20 protein-coding genes are annotated in these 22779 nt (G+C 63.9%); 7 read left to right on the forward strand and 13 right to left on the reverse strand.

Going from position 1 to position 22779, the window contains the following annotated elements:
- Positions 1-5 precede the first annotated feature (5 nt).
- The gene (locus NLY42_RS04795; protein ID WP_031244856.1) at positions 6-2279 is read right to left on the reverse strand and encodes a hypothetical protein; all 2274 of its coding nucleotides are present in this window, start codon (positions 2277-2279) and stop codon (positions 6-8) included.
- 202 nt (positions 2280-2481) lie between these two features.
- On the opposite strand from NLY42_RS04795, the gene NLY42_RS04800 reads away from it, so the two are divergent.
- Positions 2482-4074: an ABC transporter substrate-binding protein gene (locus NLY42_RS04800; RefSeq protein WP_023755582.1), complete on the forward strand. Its 1593-nt coding sequence runs from the start codon at positions 2482-2484 to the stop codon at positions 4072-4074.
- 6 nt (positions 4075-4080) lie between these two features.
- The gene (locus NLY42_RS04805; protein ID WP_023689945.1) at positions 4081-4944 is read left to right on the forward strand and encodes a hypothetical protein; all 864 of its coding nucleotides are present in this window, start codon (positions 4081-4083) and stop codon (positions 4942-4944) included.
- A gap of 6 nt (positions 4945-4950) precedes the next feature.
- Here the strand turns inward: NLY42_RS04805 and NLY42_RS04810 are convergent, their stop codons facing one another.
- From NLY42_RS04810 to bcoG, 7 genes are all read right to left on the reverse strand, one after another.
- Positions 4951-5892 (reverse strand): alpha/beta hydrolase, encoded by a 942-nt coding sequence (locus NLY42_RS04810; RefSeq protein ID WP_023755581.1) that lies wholly within the window; start codon positions 5890-5892, stop codon positions 4951-4953.
- Between the two features lie 123 nt (positions 5893-6015).
- Positions 6016-6798 carry a carnitinyl-CoA dehydratase gene (locus NLY42_RS04815; RefSeq protein WP_023668858.1) on the reverse strand — a complete coding sequence of 261 codons (783 nt, stop codon included), beginning with the start codon at positions 6796-6798 and terminating at the stop codon, positions 6016-6018.
- Positions 6791-8869, reverse strand: a complete 2079-nt coding sequence (locus NLY42_RS04820) for an acetate--CoA ligase family protein (RefSeq protein ID WP_023689943.1) — start codon at positions 8867-8869, stop codon at positions 6791-6793. Before NLY42_RS04820 ends, NLY42_RS04815 begins: the two co-directional genes overlap by 8 nt.
- Positions 8870-8887: 18 nt before the next feature.
- Positions 8888-10051 carry an acyl-CoA dehydrogenase family protein gene (locus tag NLY42_RS04825; protein ID WP_023689942.1) on the reverse strand — a complete coding sequence of 388 codons (1164 nt, stop codon included), beginning with the start codon at positions 10049-10051 and terminating at the stop codon, positions 8888-8890.
- Positions 10052-10055: 4 nt separating this feature from the next.
- Positions 10056-11150 (reverse strand): 3-hydroxyacyl-CoA dehydrogenase NAD-binding domain-containing protein, encoded by a 1095-nt coding sequence (locus tag NLY42_RS04830; RefSeq protein ID WP_023755580.1) that lies wholly within the window; start codon positions 11148-11150, stop codon positions 10056-10058.
- A 2-nt stretch (positions 11151-11152) separates the two neighbouring features.
- Positions 11153-11776, reverse strand: coding sequence for an HD domain-containing protein (locus NLY42_RS04835; RefSeq protein WP_023702512.1), 624 nt, complete (start codon positions 11774-11776; stop codon positions 11153-11155).
- 14 nt (positions 11777-11790) lie between these two features.
- Positions 11791-12714 carry a 3-dehydrocarnitine:acetyl-CoA trimethylamine transferase BcoG gene (gene bcoG, locus NLY42_RS04840; protein ID WP_023668863.1) on the reverse strand — a complete coding sequence of 308 codons (924 nt, stop codon included), beginning with the start codon at positions 12712-12714 and terminating at the stop codon, positions 11791-11793.
- Between the two features lie 78 nt (positions 12715-12792).
- Here bcoG and NLY42_RS04845 point away from each other — a divergent pair, with 78 nt between their 5' ends.
- Positions 12793-13773, forward strand: a complete 981-nt coding sequence (locus tag NLY42_RS04845; protein ID WP_023755579.1) for a GlxA family transcriptional regulator — start codon at positions 12793-12795, stop codon at positions 13771-13773.
- A 61-nt stretch (positions 13774-13834) separates the two neighbouring features.
- Here NLY42_RS04845 and NLY42_RS04850 read toward each other — a convergent pair whose 3' ends face one another.
- Together NLY42_RS04850 and xylA are read right to left on the reverse strand one after the other, a co-directional pair.
- Positions 13835-14038: a hypothetical protein gene (locus NLY42_RS04850; protein ID WP_023684278.1), complete on the reverse strand. Its 204-nt coding sequence runs from the start codon at positions 14036-14038 to the stop codon at positions 13835-13837.
- Between the two features lie 205 nt (positions 14039-14243).
- Positions 14244-15569 (reverse strand): xylose isomerase, encoded by a 1326-nt coding sequence (xylA, locus tag NLY42_RS04855; protein WP_023684279.1) that lies wholly within the window; start codon positions 15567-15569, stop codon positions 14244-14246.
- A gap of 113 nt (positions 15570-15682) precedes the next feature.
- On the opposite strand from xylA, the gene NLY42_RS04860 reads away from it, so the two are divergent.
- Positions 15683-16045, forward strand: a complete 363-nt coding sequence (locus tag NLY42_RS04860) for a nuclear transport factor 2 family protein (RefSeq protein ID WP_023745168.1) — start codon at positions 15683-15685, stop codon at positions 16043-16045.
- A gap of 191 nt (positions 16046-16236) precedes the next feature.
- On the opposite strand, the gene xylB is transcribed toward NLY42_RS04860, so the two are convergent.
- The 3 genes from xylB to NLY42_RS04875 form a co-directional block, all read right to left on the reverse strand.
- Positions 16237-17691 (reverse strand): xylulokinase, encoded by a 1455-nt coding sequence (xylB, locus tag NLY42_RS04865; protein WP_023745167.1) that lies wholly within the window; start codon positions 17689-17691, stop codon positions 16237-16239.
- 81 nt (positions 17692-17772) lie between these two features.
- On the reverse strand, positions 17773-19098 hold the full coding sequence (locus NLY42_RS04870; protein ID WP_023755578.1) for a tetratricopeptide repeat protein: 1326 nt from the start codon (positions 19096-19098) through the stop codon (positions 17773-17775).
- Between the two features lie 24 nt (positions 19099-19122).
- Positions 19123-19746, reverse strand: coding sequence for a LysE family translocator (locus tag NLY42_RS04875; RefSeq protein ID WP_023745165.1), 624 nt, complete (start codon positions 19744-19746; stop codon positions 19123-19125).
- Positions 19747-19973: 227 nt separating this feature from the next.
- Here NLY42_RS04875 and NLY42_RS04880 point away from each other — a divergent pair, with 227 nt between their 5' ends.
- From NLY42_RS04880 to NLY42_RS04890, 3 genes are all read left to right on the forward strand, one after another.
- Positions 19974-20741, forward strand: a complete 768-nt coding sequence (locus NLY42_RS04880; RefSeq protein WP_023668871.1) for a L,D-transpeptidase — start codon at positions 19974-19976, stop codon at positions 20739-20741.
- A gap of 99 nt (positions 20742-20840) precedes the next feature.
- Positions 20841-22007, forward strand: coding sequence for a diphosphate--fructose-6-phosphate 1-phosphotransferase (locus NLY42_RS04885; protein ID WP_023756519.1), 1167 nt, complete (start codon positions 20841-20843; stop codon positions 22005-22007).
- Entirely contained in the window at positions 22007-22771 is a 765-nt protein-coding gene (locus NLY42_RS04890) for an MBL fold metallo-hydrolase (RefSeq protein WP_050588119.1), read from the forward strand. Before NLY42_RS04885 ends, NLY42_RS04890 begins: the two co-directional genes overlap by 1 nt.
- Positions 22772-22779: the final 8 nt, after the last annotated feature.

The raw sequence follows: 22779 nt of genomic DNA on the forward strand, positions 1-22779 counted from the left end.
CCTCCTCAACGTTCGCAGCTGACGGCTGGGGTTCTGAGCGGCAAAGTCATCTTGCAGCAAGGGTAGTAGCCACCCTTGTCCTTGTCGGACTGCCTGTAGAAGCAAAGTCCAACATCGACTCTGTCGCCCGGAGAATGGCCGGTGATGTCGACCGTGTAAGGCTTGCCGGGAGCATGCGACTGGGGTGATGTCACCCCGACGCCTGGTGTCCTGGACTTTGTCTCACTGGAAGGCTGGACCTTGATCGAATCGCCGCCAAAGCCGGCATGGTCATGGAGATAGAGGTCGGCCTGGAGGCCGCGAGGCGTGCAGTAGAACTGAACATCCTCGACATCGATGCACGGAGGCAGATCGCCGGGCGGTGGGAAGTCCGGCGGATAAAACGGCGGCAGATAACCGCCGGGGATCTCTTCATAATAGCCGGCACGGCCTTCGCAGGGGTGCCAGACCTCGACGTCGCCGACATGGCCTTCCACTTCTGGGTCTTCGAAATAGCCGTCGAAGTCGACGAACCACGAGCCGAAAGGCGGCACGTTGGCCGGCTTGACCAACGGCGTCGGCGTGATCTGCACGCCGTGTACGGCAAGCGGCCCGCCGGCGGCGAGCTGGTCGGCAAGTGTCGGGTTGTCGCGCAGCTTGTCGCCGGTGTTGACCAGCGTGTCGGTGCACACGCCGGTGTCGAGATTGCCGTCGGCGTCATAGCCATATTGCAGGTCGAGCCCACCGGCCGACTGCCGGTTGCCTTGCGGGAAGCCGACCGCATATTCCTGCGGCTCTTCCACCCAGACCGATTCCGTTGCCGGATCGTCCGGGTTTTCGCGCCAGTAGCGGATGACCTCGCCCTTGCCGGAATCGGCGAACTGGCTATAATCGTAGCGATTCTCGACCGGGCCGCGCTGCGCCAGATACATGAAACCCTGGTTGTCGAAGGCGATGTCGGTGACGGCGTAGTCCTTGTCGGCCTTGACCGTCAGCTCCCAGCGCGGATCACCGGCAAAGCTGCCATCGCGGGCAATGCCAACCGACCAGATCTCGGCCTTTTCGCCGACCGAATAATAGAGCCGGCCGCCATGATAGGCGACGGACCAGACGCGGCGTTCGTCCTGCGTGTAGCCCCATGTGTCGGGGTCTTCCGAGTCGAAGGCAGCACCCTGTATGTCCATCACCGCACCGTCATCGGCGACGGGAGCCAGCCCATGCGCCGGCCGCCCGGCAACGCCGTGATCGAATGTGTCGATCAGCGTGCCGTTGGCATCGAGGCGGTGGATGAGGCCGGTGTCGAGATCGCTGGCGAAGAACTCGCGGTGATTGCTGTCGAAGCTGATGTCGCCGATGCCGGAACCGCTGTTGGTGTCAATGTCGGCGAATTTGGAGACCGCGCCGGTGATGCCGTCGATCTTCCAGATCGTGCCCGGACCGCCACCGCTTTCGGTGCCGAACTGGCCGTCCATGAAGACGGCGCCTGCGGTTCCGCGGCGCTGTCGCTCGGGCCGACCGTCGGCATCTTCGTCCGGGGTGACGATACGGATGCCGTGCAGGGAGGTAGCGCCGGCATAGAGGTTGGGGACGCCCGAGGGAACGCCGTCGCGCACACCGTCATCATAGGTGATGGCGAACACCTGGCCGATCTGTTCGGCCGTCACCTCGAAGGGCGGCGGTGTGTAGACGAGCTGGCCGGAAGCCGGTCCGCCGAGCGCCGAAACGTCGAAGACGCGCAAGGTGGCGCGCGTCGTGTCGATGAAGGTTTCGTCGACCGGGTCGACGCCGGGCGGCAGCCCCCCCCTTTCGGAATCGGCAGAGTCGAAATTGGGAATGACGGTGCCGGAAAATCCGGTGACCGCCATCGAGCCGGGATAGATGATCTGGGTTTCCTGCGCTTGGGCGGCTGTGTCCAACCAGAGCGTGGCGCTCAGCGCCAGGGCAAGCAAACCGCCGGCCAGATGGAGCGAACGGCGCAAACCGCCGCTTGGAGACGACATGGACGCGCCGCGATCGCAGGACATAAAACTCCCCCCGAAGTTTTCGGGAGGAACATCCGGTCCGGCCGCGCGAAACAGGGCAAGGCGCGGCGTTCCGGCACGTTCGTCCCTGATCGAATTGTCTGCTTTCCTCATCTTCACGATACGCCTGCTCCTGCGCAGGGTCAACGGAATCAGCCGAAAGCCCAGCGCATCGACTCCATCCCGAAGGCGGTGGTCGCGCTGAGCTTGCGTTGGTCCCGGAGACCGTGGAGCCTCTGGGGTCCTGGTCATGGGGGCATCCTTTCCGGCCCGCACCATGCGGCGCCTGGTCGTCAGTCGCAGGCTGAAGAGGAAAGGTTCATGCAAAACGGCGGCCGGGTCTGTCCGCCATTTCACAGAGGCGCGGCCAATTCCTTGTGTCAACTCAAGGTGGAAAACAGTCTTGGCGCGCGAAAGACCGGCCGGCTTACTTACCGTCAGTGCCGGCTTCTGCTAGCGTCTTCCCAACCCTGGGGGGATCATGACACGCAGGCACTTCGTTCTCTTGCTGGCGGCGCTTTTTCCATGTGCGTTGCCGGTCCATCAATCCGTAGCCAAGACCTTGGTCTACTGCACCGAGGTTAGCCCCGATACGTTCGATCCCGCACTCGCCTCCGGATCCCGCGACGCCTCGGCCACCGCTCTCTACAACCGCATGGTCGAGTTCGAGCCCGGCACCACCAAGGTGCGCCCCGGCCTTGCCGAAAGCTGGGAGATTTCCGACGATGGCCTCACCTACACATTCCACCTGCGGCAGGGCGTGAAATTCCACATCGTCGAGGGCTTTACGCCTAGTCGCGACTTCAATGCCGATGACGTGCTGTTCACCTTCGACCGGCAGGCCAACGCGCAGAACCCGTTCAACAATTACGCCAAACGCCAGTACATTTACTTCGACGGCATCGGCATGCCGGATCTTGTCGCCGGTTGGCGCAAGCTTGACGACCATACTGTGGTGATGACGCTGAAGGCGCCGCATTCGCCGATGCTTGCCGACCTGGCGATGGATTTCGCTTCGGTCGTTTCCAAGGAATATGCCGACAAGCTCGTCGCAGAGAAGCGGCTTCTCGACTTGGCGCTGAAGCCGGTCGGGACGGGTCCGTTCCAGCTTGTCGACTACCAGCAGGATGCAGTCATCCGCTACAAGGCCAATCCGGACTACTGGCGCGGCAAGCCGAAGATCGACGATCTCGTCTTCGCCATTGCCACCGATGCCAGCATTCGCATGGAAAAGCTGCGCGCCGGCGAATGCGATCTCATGCCCTATCCAAATCCGGCCGACCTGGAGGCGATCAAGGCGACGCCCGGAATCAAGGTCATGCGGCAGGAGGGCCTCAATACGGGATACCTCGCCTTCAACACCTTGCAGAAGCCCTTCGACGATCCAAGGGTGAGGAAGGCGATCGCCATTGCCATCGACACGCAGGCGCTGGTCGACGTCGTGTTCCGCGGCACCGGTGAAGTCGCACGCAATCCGCTGCCGCCGACCTCCTGGGCCTATGACAAGACGAGCCCCAATCATGTCTTCGACCCCGCTGCCGCCAGGCAGGGGCTCGCCGATGCCGGCGTAAAAGACCTGCACATGAAGATCTGGGCGATGCCGGTGCAGCGTCCCTACAACCCGAATGCGCAGCGTATGGCCGAAATGATCCAGTCCGACCTGGCAAAGATTGGTGTCAACGTGGAAGTCGTGACGTATGAGTGGACAGAATACCTTGCGCGCTCGAAGTCACGCGACCGCGACGGCGCCATGCTGTTCGGCTTCACCGGCGACAATGGCGACCCCGACAACTTCCTGTCGGTGCCGCTTGGCTGTGCCGGCGTCGGCACCACCAATCGTGCCAACTGGTGTTTTCCGGCCTTCGACGATCTGCTCAAGCAGGCAGCCGGGATCGTCGATCCCGCTGCCCGCGCAAAACTCTATTCGCAGGCGCAAACGATCTTCAGGGAGCAGATGCCGTGGGTCGCTATCGCCCACTCCGTGGTCTCGATGCCGATGCGCGAACAGGTGACGGGCTATGTTATGGACCCCTTTGATCACCATGATTTCTCGGGCGTCGATATCAAGGAATAGCGTTCGGTGTCTGCCGCCGATCTCGATGTCTATGTAGAGAGCCTGCGCAATTTCCGACTGGTGCGGAGCTATAGCATCGCGCAGTTGCTGCCTTACCTGGAACAGGCTGGATTGAAAGTGCGCCTGCTCGACCGGCCAGCCGGCCGAGATCGGGCGCCGGTGGCCTTTCTGCATGTCGACCTGACAGTCGTGCCGCCAACGTACCGCGGGCTCGGCCACCTCTACGACCGCACCATCAATGGCCGCGCGCTGTCCATCCACCGGCACCTTTATTCGACACTGAAGCTGGAGGCAGGCGACAGCCACGAGGGGCCGGTTGTCGTCAAGACGGTCCTCAACTCCAGGGGCCGACCAGAGCAGCGCTGGTGGCAGCATCGCAACGGCCTGACCAGGAGCGCGCATGCCATCCGCAAGCTCTTCGAACCCGGCTACAAGGACCGCCTGTGCCCGCCCTATAAGGTCTACCAGACGATCGGCGAGGTTCCGCGGGATGTATGGCGCAACAATCGCCTGATGGTGGAAAAGTTCGCTTTCGATACGCTCGACCTGCCCATCGTCAAGCACCGCTACATGTTCCTGCTCGGTGCCGAGGTCAACATGCGGCAGGTCTACGACGATGTGTTGTGCGCCGGCTCAAAAATCCTGAGCAATGAGGTGGGCGGCGCCGTCCCGCCGGAGGTGCTGGCGGTGCGGCAAAGGCTCAATCTGGATTTCGGCGCCATCGACTATTTCATCGTCGACGGCAAAGGTATTGTCGTCGATGCCAACAAGACCGTCGGCTCAAATCCGGAATGGCTGAAGAAAAACCGCTTTCGCCGGGAGTTCAACGATCGCATGGCCGAGGCGCTGATCGCCTTTGTCCGCGGTTGAGCCGGATCACCAGATCCAGTCGCCCTTGCCCAGCACGGAAACCGCCTCGACAATGCGGCTGAAGGAGGCGCGGGCCCGGCCGACCGTGTGCCTGGCCCGGAGATAGCCATGCACCAGCCCCGGCTCCTCGGACCAGCTGGCGTGTCCGCCTGCGGTAAGGATGCGGTCGCGGTAGGCCTCGCCGTCGGACGACAGCGGGTCGCATTGCGCGGTGATCAGCACGGTTGGCGGCAGTTTGGTGAAATCGGTGTCGGCGAGCGGCGACAAGGTGATGTCACCAGTACCGTCAGCGCCGCCGGTGCGGATGTGCTTGTAGAATTCGAGATCGCGCATGGTCAACATCGGTGCTTCGGCGTGCGTGACATACGAGCCCTTCGAACGGTCGCCGCCGAGGCCCGGATAGATCAGCACCTGGCCGATCGGCTTTTTGGCATGGCCACGCCTTGCGTGAGCAACAGCCGCGCAGAGATTGCCGCCGGCGCTGTCGCCGCACAGCAGAATAGGGCGGTCGTAGGTTTTGGCTGCCCATTCGAAGGCACGTAAAGCATCGTCGAAAGCGGCCGGGTGCAAATGCTCCGGCGCCAGCCGGTAATCGATGGAACCCACCTCGTAACCGGTGCGGGCGCAGAGCTCGGCGCAGACATCGTCATGGCTGTCTAGGCCGCCGAGGATGAAACCCCCGCCATGGATGTAGAGCACCATCGCCGCCGTGTTCGGGGTAGCGCTGCGATAGATGCGGATCGGGATGTCGTGTGATCGGTTGGCAATGAAAGTCGTTTCCGCCGTCACACCATTGGAATAGCCGGCAAAGAACTCGCGGCACATCCGGTCATAAATCGCACGCTGCTGGGCGATGGTGTAGTCGATCGTATCGGGCGGGTAATAGGAATTGGTCCGCTCGATGAAGGCCCAGGTCTCGGCATCGATGAGGGTTTTGTAGTCGGTCATGCAGCTCCTTTACCTCCCCCTTGATGGGGGAGGTCGCCGCGAAGCGGCGGGTGGGGGTGGTGGCGCATCACCCCACCCCGGACCTTCGGTCCGACCCTCCCCATCGAGGGGAGGGTAAAGAGGCTACTTCCCCTTCCACACCGGGTCGCGCTTTTCTGCGAACGCACGAAACCCTTCCATATTGTCCTCCGAGCCATACAGCGCATCGACCGTCGCCAATTGCCGGCGCGTCACGCGGTTCATCGCGTCCTGGAAGGTCAGCGCCTCCGCCACCCGCGCCGTCTCCTTGATCGCGGCGAACACCAGCGGCGGGCCGCTGGCGAGCAGCCTTGCGATCTCCCAGACGCGCTCCTCGAGCTTGTCCTTGGGCAGCACTTCGTTGACCAGCCCCCAGCGATGCGCTTCCGCCACATCCATCCAGCGGCCGGTGAGCAGAAGGTCCATGGCGACATGATAGGGAATGCGCTTGGGCAGCTTGATCGTCGCGGCATCAGCCAGCGTGCCGGCGCGGATTTCGGGCAGGGCGAAGGAGGAATGGTCGGAGGCGAAAATGAGGTCGCAGGACAGCGCTAGCTCGAAGCCGCCGCCCACCGCCATGCCGTTGACGCAGGCAATGATCGGCTTGTTCATGTCGCGCAGCTCCTGCAGGCCGGCAAAACCGCCGACGCCATAGTCGCCGTCGACCGCGTCGCCACCGGCGGCTGCCTTCAAATCCCAGCCGGCGCAGAAGAACTTGTCGCCGGCGGTCTTGACGATGGCGACGCGCAATCCGGGATCGTCGCGGAACGCCTTGAAGGTCTCGCCCATCAGCCGCGAGGTCTTGAGGTCGATGGCGTTGGCCTTGGGCCGGTCGAGCGTGACCTCGATGATGGTGCCCTCGCGGCGGGTGGAAATGACGTCAGACATTCTTCTTCTCTCCCAGCACCAGCAGCGCGTCGGCGATCCAGGCGCCCTTGCCCTCGGCGCAGACGATCAGCGGGTTGATGTCGAGTTCCTCGATCTCTCCGGCATTCGTCTGCACGAAGCCGGCAATGCCCGCGATGGCGTCGATGGCAGCCCCGACATCGGCCTTGGGCCGGCCACGATAGCCGTCCAGCAGCGGAAACAGTTTAAGGCCACGCAGGGCCGCCTCGATGTCGTCGCGCGTCGCCGGCAGCATCAGCGTGACGCTGTCGCGCAACAGCTCGACCAGCACGCCTCCGGTGCCCAGCGTCATGACGGCGCCGAACATCGGGTCGCGGGTGAAGCCGACGATCAACTCGGCAACGCCGTCGCGCACCATGCGCTCGACATAGAGGCCGGTGCCGAGCGGCAGCAGATCATGCGCCGCCGTGCTCACGGATTCGGCGTCCTTGAGGTTCAGCCTGACCGCGCCGACTTCCGATTTGTGGGTAACTCCGAGCGCCTTCAGCGCCACCGGGAAGCCGAGCGCCATGGATGAGATGACGGCCTCGACAGCGTTAGCGGCACGTTCTGCCTTCGGCACCGGCAAGCCGGCCTTGATCAGCCGCGCCTTGGCTTCGGCCTCGTCAGGGGTGACATGGTCACCGCCGGCAGCACCTGCAGCCGACGTGTCGATCGGCTGCGCCTGCGGCTCGGCCCAGGCCCAGCCGATGAAGGCCGCCGCACCTGCGGCATCCATGGCCTCGGAAATACCGAACAACGGCACCATGCCGCGCGCCATCAGCTCGGCGGTGTATTCCTCCGGCAGGTTCTCCGGCAGCGACGATACGATCGCGCCATGCGCCTTGTTGGTCTTCAGCGCCGATTCGAAGGCGCGCAGCGTCGCCCACCAGTCGGTGACCGAGCAGCGGTCGGGGCGTGGAAAGTCGAGCACCAGCATGTTGAGGTCGAAACCGCCCGACACCATGGCGGTGAAGGTGGCGGTCATCGCCGGTTCGTTGTTCCAGATGAAGGTGTGATAGTCCAACGGGTTGGCGACCGCGACCAGCGGCCCGAGCGTCGATTTGACATGGGCGCGGTGCTTCCTGGTGAGCTCCGGGAAATTGACCCAGCGGCCTTCGGCGCTGTCGGCCATGACAGAGGCTTCGCCGCCCGAGCAACTCATCGATGACAGTCTATAGCCGGGCAGTGGTCCTGTGACGTGCAGAAGCTTCAGCGCCTCGATAAAGGCGGGGATGGAATCGACGCGCGCAATGCCGAGCCGCCGCAGGAAAGCGCCCGAAGCGGCATCCGAACCGGCGAGCGAAGCTGTGTGCGAGACGGTCGCCTGCCTGGCCTGTTCGGACCGGCCGACCTTCATGGCGATGATCGGCTTCTTCAGTTCGCGCGCCCGCGCCGCCAGCTTCTCGAAGCCGGCTACGGAATCGAAGGCTTCGATGTGCAGGCCGAGCGAGGTGACGCGCTCATCCTCGATCAGGCCGAGCGCCATTTCGGAGAGGCCGGTCTGCGCCTGGTTGCCGGCGGTCATCAGGAAGGCGATCGGCAGGCCGCGCTTCTGCATCGTCATGTTGATGGCGATGTTGGAGGACTGGGTGATGATGGCGACGCCCTTGGCGCCTTCGGGCAGCCTGATGCCGCCATGCTGGTCGGGCCATAGCAGCGCGCCATCGGCATAGTTGATCAGGCCGTAGCAGTTCGGCCCGATGATCGGCATCTGGCCGGCCGCGGCCACCAGTTCGGCCTGCAGCCGCTCGCCGTCATCGTCATAGGCCTCGGTCTCAAGAAAGCCCGCGGCAAAACAGACGGCGCCGCCGGCGCCGCGCTCAGCCAGCGCCTTGATTACCTCGATGGTGAGATGCCGGTTGACGCCGACAAAGGCAGCGTCCGGCGCGTCGGGAAGGTCGGCGACCGAGCGATAGGCCTTGCGGCCGGCGACCTCGTCCTTGTTCGGATGCACCGGCCAGATTTCGCCGGCAAAGCCCATCTTGATCGATTGGGCGACGACGGCAGCGGCCTGGGCCCCGCCGAACACCGCGATGGATTTTGGGCGCAAGAGGCGTTCAAGCTTATGCATATTCCCCGTCTCTTCTTTTTAAGCCCCGAACGGGCGCAGCAGCGCCCGCGAAATGATGTGGCGCTGGATTTCCGACGTCCCTTCCCAGATGCGCTCGACACGGGCGTCGCGCCAGATGCGCTCCAGCGGCAGGTCGTCCATCAGCCCCATGCCGCCATGGATCTGGATTGCTTCGTCGGCAACGAAGGCGAGCATTTCGGTAGCCTTCAGCTTCGCCATGGCCATGTCCTGATCGGTGACGGTGCCCTGATCGTACTTCCAGCCGGCTTCGAACACCATCAGGTCCGCCGCCTTCAATTCCGTCGCCATGTCGGCGAGCTTGAACGACACGCCCTGGAACTTGCCGATCTGCTGGCCGAACTGCTGGCGTTGCGCCGAGTATTCGATGGCGTGGCCGAGTGCCCGCTCGGCGCGGCCGAGACAGGTGGCGCCGACCTGCAGGCGCGTGGCGCCGAGCCAGGAATTGGCGACGTCGAAGCCCTTGTGGACCTCACCCAGCACCTGGCTTGCCGGCAGGCGGCAATCGTCGAATTCGAGGATGGCGTTGGTGTAGCCGCGATGCGAGACGTTGCGGTAGCCGTCGCGCACGGTGAACCCCCTGGTGCCCTTGTCGACGAAGAAGGCGGTGATCTTCTTGCGCTTGCCGCGCGGCGTTTCTTCCTCGCCCGAAGCCATGAAACTAATTGCGAAATCGGCCAGATCGGCGTGGGAGATGAAATGCTTGGTGCCGTTGAGCACCCAGTCGTCGCCGTCCTGCACGGCTGACGCCTTCATGCCGCGCAAATCGGAGCCGGCGCCGGGCTCGGTCATCGCCAGGCAGTCCCACTTCTCGCCACGAATACACGGGAACAGGTATTTTTCGCGCTGCTCCGGCGTGCCGGCGAGCAGGATGTTGGAGGGGCGCGCGACGCAGGTCCAGTGCAGCGCATAGTTGGCGCGGCCGAGTTCCTTCTCGTAGAGCAGCCAGGTCACCGTATCGAGGCCGGCGCCACCGACATCGGCCGGCATGTTGGCGGCATAGAGCCCGGCTTCGATCGCCTTGACCTTGATCTCTTCGATCAACTCGCGGCGCAGCACGCCGGTGCGCTCGACCTCACGTTCATGCGGGTAAAGCTCGTTCTCGACGAAAGCGCGCGTGGTCTCGACGATGAGCTTCTGTTCCTCCGAAAGACCGAAATCCATGGCCTCAGCCTTTCTTCTTTTTCTTCGGCTTTTCCGCCTTCTTCACCGGCTTGGATGCCTTGGACTTCTCGGCGGCCCTGGATGCGGCCGGCTTCTTCGCCGCCAGCTTGGCCAACTGCCTGGTATAGTCCTTTTGCAAGGCGCCGGCGCCCCAGCCCTTGCCTTTGTTCTGTTTAGACAGAGCATCCATGATCGCGACCAGATTGTCGTCGCGGATCCTTTCCAGCTCACGGATCGACAGGCCATGCGCCTGGTCGTCCGACTGGGTGGCGATCAGATCGACCAGCTCGTCGTTGAACTCCGGCACGTCCATCAGCTTGGTCCACGGCCATTTCAGGCACGGCCCGAACTGCGCCATAAAGTGGCGCATGCCGGCCTCGCCGCCGGCGACGCGGTAGACCTGGAACATGCCCATCTGCGCCCAGCGCAGGCCGAAGCCATAGCGCATGATGTCGTCGAGTTCCTCGACCGTGCAGATACCGTCCTTGATCAGCCACAGCGCCTCGCGCCAGGCCGCTTCGAGCAGGCGGTCGCCGACAAAGGCCTCTATCTCCTTGCGGATCACCACCGGCTTCATGCCGATCGAGGCATAGATTTCCTTGGCAACCTCGATCGCTTCGGGGAACGTCTGCTCGCCGCCGACGATCTCGACCAGCGGCAGCAGGTAGACCGGGTTGAAGGGATGTCCGACAACCAGACGCTCCGGATGCTTCTTCATCGCCACCTGCATGTCGGTCGGCTTGATGCCCGAGGTGGACGAGCCGACAATGGCGTTGGCCGGCGCGTAGAGATCGATCTCGGCCAGTACGCGGTGTTTGAGGTCGAGCCGCTCCGGCACGCTCTCCTGGATGAAATCGGCATCGGCCACCGCCTCGGCGATGGTCTTGGCAAAGGTCAGTCTGCCTTCCTTGGGCAGGCCGCCGGGAACCATCTGCCTGTAGGCGCGGCGCGCGCCCTTCATCACTTCCGAGACCTTGCGCGACGCTTCCAGGTCCGGATCGAAGATCGACACATCGATGCCGTTGAGCAGCAACCGCGCCACCCAACCGGCGCCGATGACACCGCCGCCAATGGCGGCTGCCTTGTTGATGATGCTCATGGTCAGGCTCCGGTTTTTGTCTTGGCGGTTTGAGGGTCGATGAGAGGCACGCGCTCGCCAACGCGGATCACGGAGGGGTCGTAGGCCTTGCGGGCGAAGACTTCGAGCACGAAGGGCCGGAAGAATTCGATCGGCAGCGTGTCGTAGTCCGGGTCGAAGCTCGACTGGTCCCAGCGTTCGCAAAACTGGTCGCAATCGTCGAAATAGGCATGGCCGGCGAAGCGGTCGCGAGCATGGCGGTTGCCGCCGAGATGATGCGCGTAATAGAGCCGCTGGAAGTCGCCATGCTTTTCCACCACCCAGGTGCATTGCTCGCGCACGAAAGGTTTCAGGATCGAGGCGGCGTATTCGTCGTGATTGTACGGTGCGTAGATGTCGCCGATGTCGTGCAGCAGCGCGCAGGCGATCCAGTCGGTGTCGGCGCCGTCGCGCCAGGCCCGCGTCGCCGCTTGCAGCGAATGGCCGAGCCTGGTGATCTTGTAGCCCGACAGGCCTTCGTCGAGTTGCACCAGTGCGTCGAGCAGCCGCTCGCCGGTCCTGGCGGCATAGTCGATCTCATGGGCGGTCAGGAACTCATAGTCTTGCCTGTCGCCATCCTTCATCGCAGTGAATTTGACGGTAGCCATGATCCGCTCCCGTCTTAAGCAGCCGCTGCGATCGGCGCCCGCTTGGTGAGGTTGAGCTTCCTGCGCACTTCCTCCGGCCCCAAAATCCTGGCGCCGAGATTGGTAACGATGCTGGCCGCGCGCTCGACGAGCTGCGCATTGGTGGCCAGCACGCCCTTGTCGAGCCAGAGATTGTCTTCGAGACCGACGCGGACATTGCCGCCGGCGAGCACTGCAGCGGCTGCATAGGCCATCTGGTTGCGGCCGATGGCGAAGGCCGACCAGTTCCAGGTCGACGGCACGTTGTTAACCATGGCCATGAAGGTGTTGAGGTCGTCCGGCGCCCCCCACGGCACACCCATGCAGAGCTGCACCAGCGCGTCGGGATTCAAGACCTTTTCTTCGACCAGCTGCTTGGCGAACCAGAGGTGGCCGGTATCGAAGGCTTCGATCTCCGGCTTGACGCCGAGCGCCGTCATCATGCCGCCCATTGCGCGCAGCATGCCGGGCGTGTTGGTCATGACATAATCGGCCTCGGCGAAGTTCATGGTGCCGCAATCCAGCGTGCAGATTTCCGGCAGGCACTGGCGCACATGTTCCATGCGGTTGGTGGCGCCGCCCATGTCGGTGCCTTTTTCATTGAGCGGCAGCGGCGCTTCCGGTGAGCCGAACACCATGTCGCCGCCCATCCCGGCGGTCAGGTTCAGGATCACATCGACTTCTGCCGCGCGGATGCGGTCCGTCACTTCGCGGTAGAGATGGACATCGCGGCGCGGCTTGCCGGTCTCGGGGTCGCGGACATGGCAGTGGACGATGGCGGCACCGGCCTTGGCCGCATCGATCGCCGAATCGGCGATCTGCTTGGGCGAGCGTGGCACATGCGGGGAGCGGTCCTGCGAGCCGCCGGACCCGGTCACGGCACAGGTAATGAAAACCTCACGGTTCATCGCGAGCGGCATGGACATCTCCTCCCCATAGAAACAGACCCTAACAATGACCGACTTGCCGGAAACTGTTTTGCAATTTACGAAGCTCTCGTGATCAAAAGCGAAAAACCGACCATCTTTCGCGCTGAGCGATCGCCGCTCAAGGTGACGCTGCTGGTGTTTTCAGGCTCGTCCATCATGTGCGTGGCGTCGACCGTCGACCCGCTGCGCGCCGCCAACCGCATCTCAGGCGAGACGCTGTTCGATTTCAAACTGGTCTCGGTCACCGGCGAGGCGCCGGTCACCACATGCGGCCTGCCGGTGGCGGTCAGGGGCCGCTTCGATGCGGCCGAGCCGACCGACGTGCTTGTCGTCGTCGCCGGCTTCGGCACCCAGAATTACGCGACATCGGCTCTGCTTTCCGGATTACGGCGAGCGGCCCGCGCGGCTCGCGCCTGCGGCGGCGTCGAGGCCGGCACATGGCTGGTGGCGCGCGCCGGCCTCCTCGAAGGCCGCAGCGCCACCACCCATTGGGAAGACATGGAGGATTTTTCCTCCGCCTTTCCCGGCGTCGACGTGCGTCCGGACCGCTACGTCATCGACGGACCGGTGTTCACCTCGGGCGGGGCGTCGCCGACCTTCGACCTGATGCTGCATCTGATCCGCACCCGGCTCGGCATGGCCGTCGCGCTCGATGTCGCCAGCGTCTTCATCTACGACCAGGCGCGCGCCGCGACCGACGCGCAGCCGCTGGTCTCGCTCGGCCGGCTCGACGGCTACGACCCGCGTCTGGCGCAGGCTATCCGGCTGATGGAATCGCATGTCGACCAGCCGCTGACCATCGACGCGGTGGCAAAACGCGCCGGGGTGACGGCGCGGACATTGGAGAGCATTTTTCGCAAGTCGATCGGCGAGACGCCGGGCGCATATTATCTCAGGCTTCGGCTGGGCGCGGCGCGGCGGCTGGTGGTCGACACGCGGATCGCCATGGCGGATATTGCCGGGCGGACGGGGTTCTCGTCCGCCGCGGCATTTTCCAGAGCGTTTTCAAGAGCGTTCGGCCAAGCCCCGGTCAGGCTGCGCCGAGGTTGATGCATGTCGCCCAAAAGTGTGTCGCGGTTTTGGGATTACGACATGCACAGACAAAGGGAGATCAGGCTGCGTTCTGTCGATCGCTGCCGGCGTCCATCTGCGAGCGCATCTGCCTCGCCAGACGGACTTCAAATCGGCTGCTGACAGCACGATCCCATTCGTTTTTCACGCTGTCGGTCGGCCGCGGCAGCGCCATCAGCCGGTCGATGATCGATCCGGTCTCGCCGGATGAGAGCAGGGCGTTGATTTCGCGTTCATGCTGCATATCGGTTCGCCTCCTTCCTTTTCACCCGCCACAACCGCATCCTTATACGAGATACGTGACGGCAGTTTGAAGGCAAGAGCGAGGTCATTGAGGGGCGCCAAAGGGCAAACCCTTGTCGTCGGATAGGGTCTTGCGCAAACCCCATTCCGGGGCGGCCGGAATGTTATCCAGCCACCCTTGAGCACAACGAATCGGCTTTCCGCCCTCAGACGTAGCGGTTGACGATGTTTTCCAGCAACTCCTGGCGGCCGGAGCGTGGCTGCGGCTCGATCTTCTTCTTCACCACGCGCTCGGCGATGTCTTCCAGCGAGCGCTTGCCCGACAGCATCGCCTTGCCCTCGGCCGTGTTCCAACCGGCATAGCGCTCGGCCAGCGGACCCGACAGCGCCTTGTCCTCGACCATCTTGGCGGCTGCCTTGAGACCTCGTGCGCAGGAATCCATGCCGCCGATATGGCCGATCAGCAGGTCCTGCGGGTCGAGCGACTGGCGGCGCAGCTTGGCGTCGAAATTGGTGCCGCCGGTCTTGAAGCCGCCGGCCTGCAACACCTGGTAATAGGCCAGCGCCATCTCCGGCACATTGTTGGGGAACTGGTCGGTGTCCCAGCCCGACTGGTAGTCGTTGCGGTTCATGTCGATCGAGCCGAAGACGCCGAGCGCATTGGCCAGCGCCAGCTCGTGCTCGAAGGAATGGCCGGCAAGAATCGCGTGGCCCTGCTCGATGTTCAGCTTCACTTCCTTCTCCAGCCCGAAGCGCTTGAGGAAACCGTAGACCGTGGCAACGTCGTAGTCGTACTGATGCTTGGTCGGCTCCTGCGGCTTCGGCTCGATCAGGATCGTGCCTTTGAAGCCGATCTTGTGCTTGTAGTCGACGACGAGACTGAGGAAGCGCCCGGCCTGCTCCTGCTCGCGAGCAAGATCAGTGTTGAGCAGCGTTTCATAGCCCTCGCGCCCGCCCCACAGTACATAATTCTCGCCCTTCAGCCGCTTCGTGACGTCGATGCAGCTTTTCACCGTCGCCGCCGCATAGGCGAAGACATCCGGATCGGGATTGGTGGCGGCGCCCGACATGAAGCGGCGGTTGGAGAACAGGTTGGCCGTGCCCCAGAGCAGTTTGACGCCGGTCTTCTTCATCTTGGCGGCAAAATAGTCGGCGATCTCGTCGAGCCGCGCGGCACTTTCGGAGAAATCCTTGCCTTCCGGCCGCACGTCGGCGTCGTGGAAGCAGAAATAGGGCGCGCCGAGCAGCGAGAACATCTCGAAGGCGACGTCGGCTTTCAGCTTGGCCAGTTCCATCGTGTCGACGCCGCCAGCCTTGGGAAACCAGGGCCGGTCGAAGGTCTGGCCGCCAAAGGGATCGCCGCCCGGCCAGGCGAAAGAATGCCAGTAGGCGACGGCGAAGCGCAGATGGTCTTCCAGCCGTTTGCCGGCCACCACCTCGTCGGGATTGTAGAAGCGGTAGGCCAGCGGATTGGTGGAATCCGGCCCCTCATACTTGATCGCTTTGATGTCGCCGAAAAATCCGCTGCTCATGATTTCTGTCCTCTCTCGAATAGTTCACCCTGATTACCTCAGGCGTAATTGGTTTCGCTCTCGCTTGGGGTGAAAAGCCTCGTGTCAAAGCCACTCAACGAAGGAGACAGACCATGACCGACCTCAATACGATCGCCCAGAACTACATCACCGCCTGGAACGAGGCCGATGCGGATCGCCGTGCCGAACTGCTCAAGGCCACCTTCACCGAAGACGTCAGCTACCGCGATCCGCTCATGCAGGGCGACGGCCACGCCGGCGTTGCTGGGCTGATCGACGGCGTACAGCAGCGCTTCGCCGGCTTCCGGTTCTCGCTGAAGGGTACGCCGGACGGGTTTGGCGACCGCATCCGCTTCTCGTGGAATCTTGGGCCGGAAGGCGTGCCGTCGGTTATCGAAGGCACCGATATCGGTGTTGTCGAAAATGGGCGCCTGAAGAGCGTCACCGGGTTTCTGGACAAGGTGCCGGCGCAGTGATCGATTAAGGGTGGCGCGAGACACCCCCCTCTGCCCTGCCGGGCATCTCCCCCGCAAGGGGGGAGATTGGCTGGCATCCACGCCTTCGCTAATCACCCACCTTACAAGACTGGCATACCCGCCGACGCTGCCGATCTCCCCCCTTGCGGGGGAGATGCCCGGCAGGGCAGAGGGGGGTGCCTCGCGCCGACTCACGCGGTCATGCCTTTGATCGCCGGGTATAGCGCCCGGTAGCGCTGGTACGCATCGGCATACGCCCCGCCAAGCGCAGCATCCGGCTCGATCGTCGCATCCGTCCTCGGCGCCGTGCACACCGCCAGCGGATCAGCCCCTGTCGCCGCGATCAGACCAAGCCTCGCCGCGCCAAAGGCAGCACCGAAATCGCCGTCGGCCGGAATGTCCACGGGCACCTGCAGCGCCGTAGCGATCGCCTTCAGCCAGTAGCGCGAGCGCGAGCCGCCGCCGATTGCCGTCACCCGCGTCAAATCCGTGCCGGCGGTCTTCAAGGCTTCGAGACTGTCGCGGAATGCGAAGGCGACGCCTTCAAGCACGGCCTGCGTCAGCACCGCGCGGCTCGACTCATGCGCCAGTCCGGTGAAGGACCCACGAATGGCGGAATCATTGTGCGGCGTGCGCTCGCCCGAGAGATAGGGCAGGAACGACACCCCGCTCGGCGCTTTCAGCACATCGCCAAGTTCGGCGGTCAATTCACCGGCCTTCTTGCCTGAAATCTCCGACAGCCAGTTCAGCGAATCGGTCGCAGACAGGATGACCCCCATCTGGTGCCAGGTGTTGGGCAGGGCATGGCAGAAGGTGTGCACCGCGCTTGCCGGATTGGGCAGGTAGGAAGCGTTGGCAGCAAACAGCACGCCAGATGTGCCCAGCGACACAAAAGCGTGGCCGGCGCCGACCGTGCCCATGCCGCAGGCCGAAGCAGCATTGTCGCCGGCGCCGCCGGCAACCGGGGTGCCCGATGCTATGCCCCAGCTGGCGGCCAGTTCGGCGCGCAAGGCTCCGGCCTTCTCCGTGCCTTCGACCAGCGACGGCATCTGCCTTTCGTCGAGCGATGTCGCCGCAAGCAACTCGGGGGACCAGCGCCGTTTGCCGACATCGAGCCAGGAGGTGCCGGCCGAGTCGGACATTTCTGAGATATGCTCGCCGGTCAGCCACAGCCGCAGGAAATCCTTCGGCAAAAGCACCTTCGCCACTTTGGCGAAGACGGAGGGCTCATTGTTCTTCACCCAGGCGAGTTTCGGCGCCGTGAAGCCGGGGAAGACGATATTCCCGGTGAGTTGGCGAAAGCGCGGGTCGGCATCCAGCGCGGCGGCCTCAGCGTGGCTGCGCGTATCGTTCCACAGGATGCAGGGGCGCAGCACCTGGTCGCCGGCATCGAGCAAGGTGGCGCCATGCATATGGCCGGAAAGGCCGATGCCCTTGACCGCGGCAAGCTCTTTCGGGTGCGACGTTTTCAGCTCGGCGATGGCCGTCTCGCAGGCGCGGATCCAGTCGGCGGGGTTTTGTTCGGACCAGCCGGGATGCGGCCGCGATACGTCAAGCGAAGCATGGCCGGAGCCGATGATCTTCTGCCCGGCATCGATCAACAGCGCCTTGACGCCCGACGTGCCGAGATCGAGGCCGAGATACATGCATTCCTCCCATTGCCATTAATTTTTTCGGGTCTCGAAAAAATCTGGCTTGCCAGTTTTTAAAACAAGATCCGCCGCGGGTCAATTCTCTGACAAATTGGCGGCGCGTTGCGAAAACAGCGCCGACAGCGGACTGTCCGGCCGGACCAGTGCGCGCTCGGCCGTCAACGCCCAGGCAAGCGCCGTGTCGCCGGCGCGCAACGCCGCCTCGATCAGCGTGAGATCAATCACATCGCGCTGGGCGTGGCTGCCGCCAAAGCGATGGGCAATGGCGCGGACCGGTCGGATCAGGCGCACCGCTTCGCTGTAATTGCCCTCGCCGAATGCCTTGATGCCTTCCGTCAGTGGCTGGCCGACATCCCGGGTAAAGGCGGCGTTGTCGTCGCTGCCGCGCATCGCCTCGTGCTGGGCTTCGAGCAAGATCTTGACCGGCGCTTCGAGACCGGCGCCGACGAATGCCATCATCGCATGCGCATCGTTGAAGGCGTAGTTGCCGGCTCCAGCCTTCGGCGCCCAGTTGGCAGCGAGCGCTGCCCAGCGGTCGCCGACATCGACACCGCCGAGATAAAGCCGCCACAGGATCGCAGAGGCGTCGACCATGTTCAGCGCCAGCGTCGAACGCTCGCCATAGATCGGCCCGTCATAGAGCTTGAGCACCTCGTCGGTCTCGCCGAGATCGTAGTGGAACAGCGCCAGATGCCACCAATTATGCACCTGCAGGAAGCTTTCCTTCGTCCACGCCCCGGGGTTGGCGCGCATCCAGGCGATGCCGTCCCGTTGCCGGCTCTGCATCTCCATGACATGGGCGACCGCATGCTGCGCCCAGCCGTCTCGCGGCTCGATCTCGATCGCCTGTCGGCCGAAACTTTCGGCTCTGATATAGTCGCCCATCTCCTCGAGACCGAAGGCCTGCATACCGAGAATGGCGTGGTAACCTGGCATGCCGCTCTGCCAGGACGGCAGCGCGCGGCTGATACGGTCGCGCAGCATGCGGGCATTGCCGGTGAAGAAGTCGATCTGGTGGCCGACCTGCAACGCCACCGCGTCGAGCGGGTTGTCGATGGCGATATCTTCGAGCAGGCGCGCGGCGTCATGCCAGCGTCCCTCGGCAAGGTGGCCAAGGGCCGCCACATGCGCCTGTTCGCGCGGCGTCGCGGCAAGCGGCAGTGCCGCAGCATGGCATGCCTGGGTGACCGCCATTGCCTCGCGTTCGGTGGCGAGGCCGAACAGATACCCCTTGAAGACATGCGCCATGACGAAACCGGGATCCGCCGATATGGCGCGGTCAACGGAGCCGACCGGGTCGCCGACGAAGCATTGCAATTCATGAACGGCCTGGCTGTAGGGTGAAAACCCGGCCTCGGTCGCGCCCGAAAACATTAGGCCGAATGGATCTCTTACTGCCATATCGGCCCTGATGCTCCGCAGTTCCTAATTGCCCGAGCGCATCGCCACCGTGGCGATCCCGGCGCCGACCAGCAGCGTGCCGCCGGTGCGGTTGAAGATGCGGATCGCCTTGGGGTTGCGTACGACGTTGCGGGCGCGCGCCGCAACCAGCGCGTAGCCGAAGGCATTGGCGAAGGCGAGCGCCAGGAAGGTCGCTTCGAAGATCAGCATCTGTGTCCAGAAATCGGCTTCCCGGTTGAGGAACTGCGGCAGGAAGGCGACGAAGAAGGTGATGCTCTTCGGGTTGAGTGCGGTGACCAGCCAGGCGTGCGCCATCATCTTGGCGGCCGAGACGGCATCTGTGCGTGGTTCGGCTTTGAGCGCGCCGCCGGCGCGAAACAGTTTTACCCCGAGATAGATCAGATAGCAGGCGCCGATCAGCTTCAGAATGGTGAACACGGTCGCCGACGCGGCCAGCAGCGCGCCGATGCCCAGCATCGACAGGGTCATGGCGGTGAAGTCGCCCAGCGCCACGCCGACGGCCATCGGCAAGGCGGTGCGCCAGCCCTGGCCCAGCGCATAGGACACGACCAGAAGAATGGTCGGGCCGGGAATGATGAGCAGAACGGTGGAGGCGGCGGCGAAGGCGGCCCAGTTTTCGAACGACATCTTTGTCTCCTTGAGCGCAAAGAAAAGGATAAATCCTCGTGTGCGGAGGAATGTAAAGAGCCCTCTCCCAAAAATGCACGGCGGACCATTTCGCCAGATCGCTGCGGCTATTGGCGGCAGGCTTAAGACCGGTCGTTGGGCCTTCACCCTTTTTCAACCATGTTTGGCGAAACTGCCTGCCATCCGGCCGGACCGTGTTTCCCGCCGACAGCGTAGGGTTTGGGTGCATGCGTGAGTTGCCGCAGAATGTGACGCCGCCAGCAAATGGCGACGCAAACGAGACCGAACATCTCTATTCCCGCCGCTTCGTCCTGTCAGGGGCCGGCGCCATGACGCTGCTCGGCATGGCCGGCTGCAGCACTTCGACGCTCGAGCTGCCGCAATTCCAGCTGGATGACACGGTCACCGGCTCGGTGCGGCCGATCCGTCCGGCGATCAGCGTCGACAAGAACGTCACCGGCCCTGATGTCATGTACGCCTCGCTCAACGATGGCGGCTTCGAAGTGCCGGCGGTGCCCTATCAGAAGGTCAAGCCGGAGTTCCGCCGCCAGATCGTCGTCAACGAGACCGGCGAGGCGCCCGGCACCATTGTCGTGCATCTGCAGGAGCGAAAGCTCTATCTGGTGCAGGAGGGCGGCGACGCCATCCGCTACGGCGTCGGCATCGGCAAGGACGGCTTCCGCTGGTCCGGCCGCGCCAACATCCAGTACGGCAAGGAATGGCCGACCTGGACGCCGCCGCCGGAGATGATCCAGCGCAAGCCGGAACTGGTGAAATGGCAAAACGGCCAGCCCGGTGGCCTCACCAACCCGCTCGGCGCACGCGCCCTCTACATCTACCAGGACGGCAAGGACACCGGCTACCGCATACACGGTTCGCCGGAATGGGCGAGCATTGGCCAGGCGATGTCGTCGGGCTGCGTGCGCCTGATCAACCAGGATATCATCGACCTCTACAGCCGCGTTTCCAAGAAGAACCCGGTCGTGGTCGTCTGATCCTGTGCGGCGGTTTGGCGCCGCTGGAAACTCCCGTTGCGCGATGCGGCAAGCTAGGCCAAGGTGCCTTGAAAACCACAGCGCCGGGAGAGATCGAGCATGGCTGGAACGTTTGTCATCGCACAGGGCGGCGGCCCGACCGCCGTCATCAACCAGACGGTTGTCGGGGCCACGCTGGAAGTCCGCAAGCGCCATCCCGGCGCCAAGGTGCTGGGCTCGCTCCACGGCGTGCGCGGCATTCGTGACGGCAACTATGTCGACCTCTCCGCCATCCCAGAGGACCGGCTGCGGCTGATCGCCGGCACGCCGAGTGCCGCGCTCGGCTCGACACGCGACAAGCCCGACGCTGCCTATTGCGAAGTCATCCTCAACGGGTTGAAGAAGGCCGGCGCCGACGCTTTCATCTACATCGGTGGCAACGACACGTCGGGCACGCAGCAGATTCTGACCGACGCCGCCGGCGGCAGCATTGCTTTCGTCCATGCGCCAAAAACCATCGACAACGACCTCGAGGAAAACGACCACACGCCGGGCTTCATCTCGGCGGCCGAATTCGTCGCCGGCGCCTTCCTGTCCGTCGATCTCGATTTCCGCGCATTGCCCGGCATCTATGTCGGCATCGTAATGGGTCGGCATGCCGGCTTCCTCACCGCGGCGGCTGCAGCCTGGCAGCTCGATCCCGACAGCGGCCCGCATCTGGTCTACGTGCCGGAACGGCCGTTCTCCGCCGCCGGTTTCATCGACGACGTGCGCGCCACGCTCGACCGCCACAAGCGTTGCATCGTCGCCGTCTCCGAAGGAGTCAGCACCGCCGACGGCAAGGCGCTGGTCGAAAGCCTGGTGCCGCCGGACAAGCTCGAGCGCGACGCGCATGGCAACGTCAAACTGTCGGGCAGCGACCTGCCGTCAGCTCTGGAACGTGCGCTCGCCGAAGGCCTGCCGGGCAAGCGCGCCCGCGTCGATGCGCTTGGCTACATGCCGCGCGGCTATGTCGGCGCGATCAGCGCCGTCGACGCGCGGGAGGCTTTCGACGCCGGCGCCTTCGCGGTTGCCGTTGCCGGCGAAGGCGGTGGCTCGGTGGCGCTGCAATATGACGGCACGAAAACCGTGCTGAAGAAGGTGCCGCTGAAGAACGTCGCCGGCAAGACGCGCCATATGCCCGACGATTTCATGAAGCCCGATGTCAACCAGCTGTCGGAAGCGGGCATGGCTTACCTGAAGCGGCTGGTGCCGGAAAAATACAAGGTGGGAAAGCCCTTCGTCTGATGGGCGGCCGTTTTGGCGGCACCCGTTTTGGTGGCGAGCGCGTTGTCGGCGACTGGTTCGGCAAGACGATCATCGACGACCGCACGACGATGCTGACCGAGCCGTTCGTGCATGATTTCGTGCGCGCCAACATCTGGCATTTCAGGGGACGCGACGCCGACCTGCTGGTCGACACCGGCATGGGCATCTGCCCGCTGGCGCCTGAAATCGACACGCCCGAGGGCAAGCCGCTCATCGTTGTCGCCACCCACATCCATCTCGACCATGTCGGCTCGCTGCACGAGTTTCCGCTGCGCGCCGGGCCGCGGCACAGTGCCGAGCATTTCGAGACCATGAACGATCAGGTGACCTACGCCTACATGTTCAACAATCTCGACGGCGCCGTTTCGAAATTGCCGGCGCCGGGCTGGACGGCGGCCGACTACAAGATCCCGCCGGCGCCGCTGACGCGCACGCTGGACGAGGGCGACATCGTCGACCTCGGCGACCGGCAGTTCCGCGTCCTGCATCTGCCCGGACATTCGCCGGATTCGATCGCTTTGTTCGAAGAGACGGACGGGTTGTTCTTTGCCGGCGACGCCATCTACGATTCCATGCTGATCGACGACTTGCCGGATTCCTGCCGGCCTGATTATCGCCGTACCATGCAGCGGCTCCTCGATCTGCCTGTCCGTCTCGGCCATGGCGGCCATGGGCCGAGCTTCGACGGCAACCGGATGCGCGAGATCGCCACAACCTATCTCAGGCGCACCGAAGGCCGCTGACGACATTG

Origin of the sequence: Mesorhizobium sp. C372A, from assembly GCF_030323245.1 — a bacterium.
Lineage (GTDB): Bacteria > Pseudomonadota > Alphaproteobacteria > Rhizobiales > Rhizobiaceae > Mesorhizobium.

Bases quoted from the DNA above. Each gene is read 5' to 3' on its own strand.
- xylA (WP_023684279.1), bottom strand. From the start codon at position 15,569: ATGAGCAGCGGATTTTTCGGCGACATCAAAGCGATCAAGTATGAGGGG.
- NLY42_RS04835 (WP_023702512.1), bottom strand. From the start codon at position 11,776: ATGGCTACCGTCAAATTCACTGCGATGAAGGATGGCGACAGGCAAGAC.
- NLY42_RS04810 (WP_023755581.1), bottom strand. From the start codon at position 5,892: ATGACCGACTACAAAACCCTCATCGATGCCGAGACCTGGGCCTTCATC.
- NLY42_RS04885 (WP_023756519.1), top strand. From the start codon at position 20,841: ATGGCTGGAACGTTTGTCATCGCACAGGGCGGCGGCCCGACCGCCGTC.
- xylB (WP_023745167.1), bottom strand. From the start codon at position 17,691: ATGTATCTCGGCCTCGATCTCGGCACGTCGGGCGTCAAGGCGCTGTTG.
- NLY42_RS04890 (WP_050588119.1), top strand. From the start codon at position 22,007: ATGGGCGGCCGTTTTGGCGGCACCCGTTTTGGTGGCGAGCGCGTTGTC.
- NLY42_RS04870 (WP_023755578.1), bottom strand. From the start codon at position 19,098: ATGGCAGTAAGAGATCCATTCGGCCTAATGTTTTCGGGCGCGACCGAG.
- NLY42_RS04875 (WP_023745165.1), bottom strand. From the start codon at position 19,746: ATGTCGTTCGAAAACTGGGCCGCCTTCGCCGCCGCCTCCACCGTTCTG.
- bcoG (WP_023668863.1), bottom strand. From the start codon at position 12,714: ATGCCGCTCGCGATGAACCGTGAGGTTTTCATTACCTGTGCCGTGACC.
- NLY42_RS04800 (WP_023755582.1), top strand. From the start codon at position 2,482: ATGACACGCAGGCACTTCGTTCTCTTGCTGGCGGCGCTTTTTCCATGT.
- NLY42_RS04860 (WP_023745168.1), top strand. From the start codon at position 15,683: ATGACCGACCTCAATACGATCGCCCAGAACTACATCACCGCCTGGAAC.
- NLY42_RS04880 (WP_023668871.1), top strand. From the start codon at position 19,974: ATGCGTGAGTTGCCGCAGAATGTGACGCCGCCAGCAAATGGCGACGCA.
- NLY42_RS04815 (WP_023668858.1), bottom strand. From the start codon at position 6,798: ATGTCTGACGTCATTTCCACCCGCCGCGAGGGCACCATCATCGAGGTC.
- NLY42_RS04795 (WP_031244856.1), bottom strand. From the start codon at position 2,279: ATGGTGCGGGCCGGAAAGGATGCCCCCATGACCAGGACCCCAGAGGCT.
- NLY42_RS04820 (WP_023689943.1), bottom strand. From the start codon at position 8,869: ATGCATAAGCTTGAACGCCTCTTGCGCCCAAAATCCATCGCGGTGTTC.
- NLY42_RS04830 (WP_023755580.1), bottom strand. From the start codon at position 11,150: ATGAGCATCATCAACAAGGCAGCCGCCATTGGCGGCGGTGTCATCGGC.
- NLY42_RS04850 (WP_023684278.1), bottom strand. From the start codon at position 14,038: ATGCAGCATGAACGCGAAATCAACGCCCTGCTCTCATCCGGCGAGACC.
- NLY42_RS04825 (WP_023689942.1), bottom strand. From the start codon at position 10,051: ATGGATTTCGGTCTTTCGGAGGAACAGAAGCTCATCGTCGAGACCACG.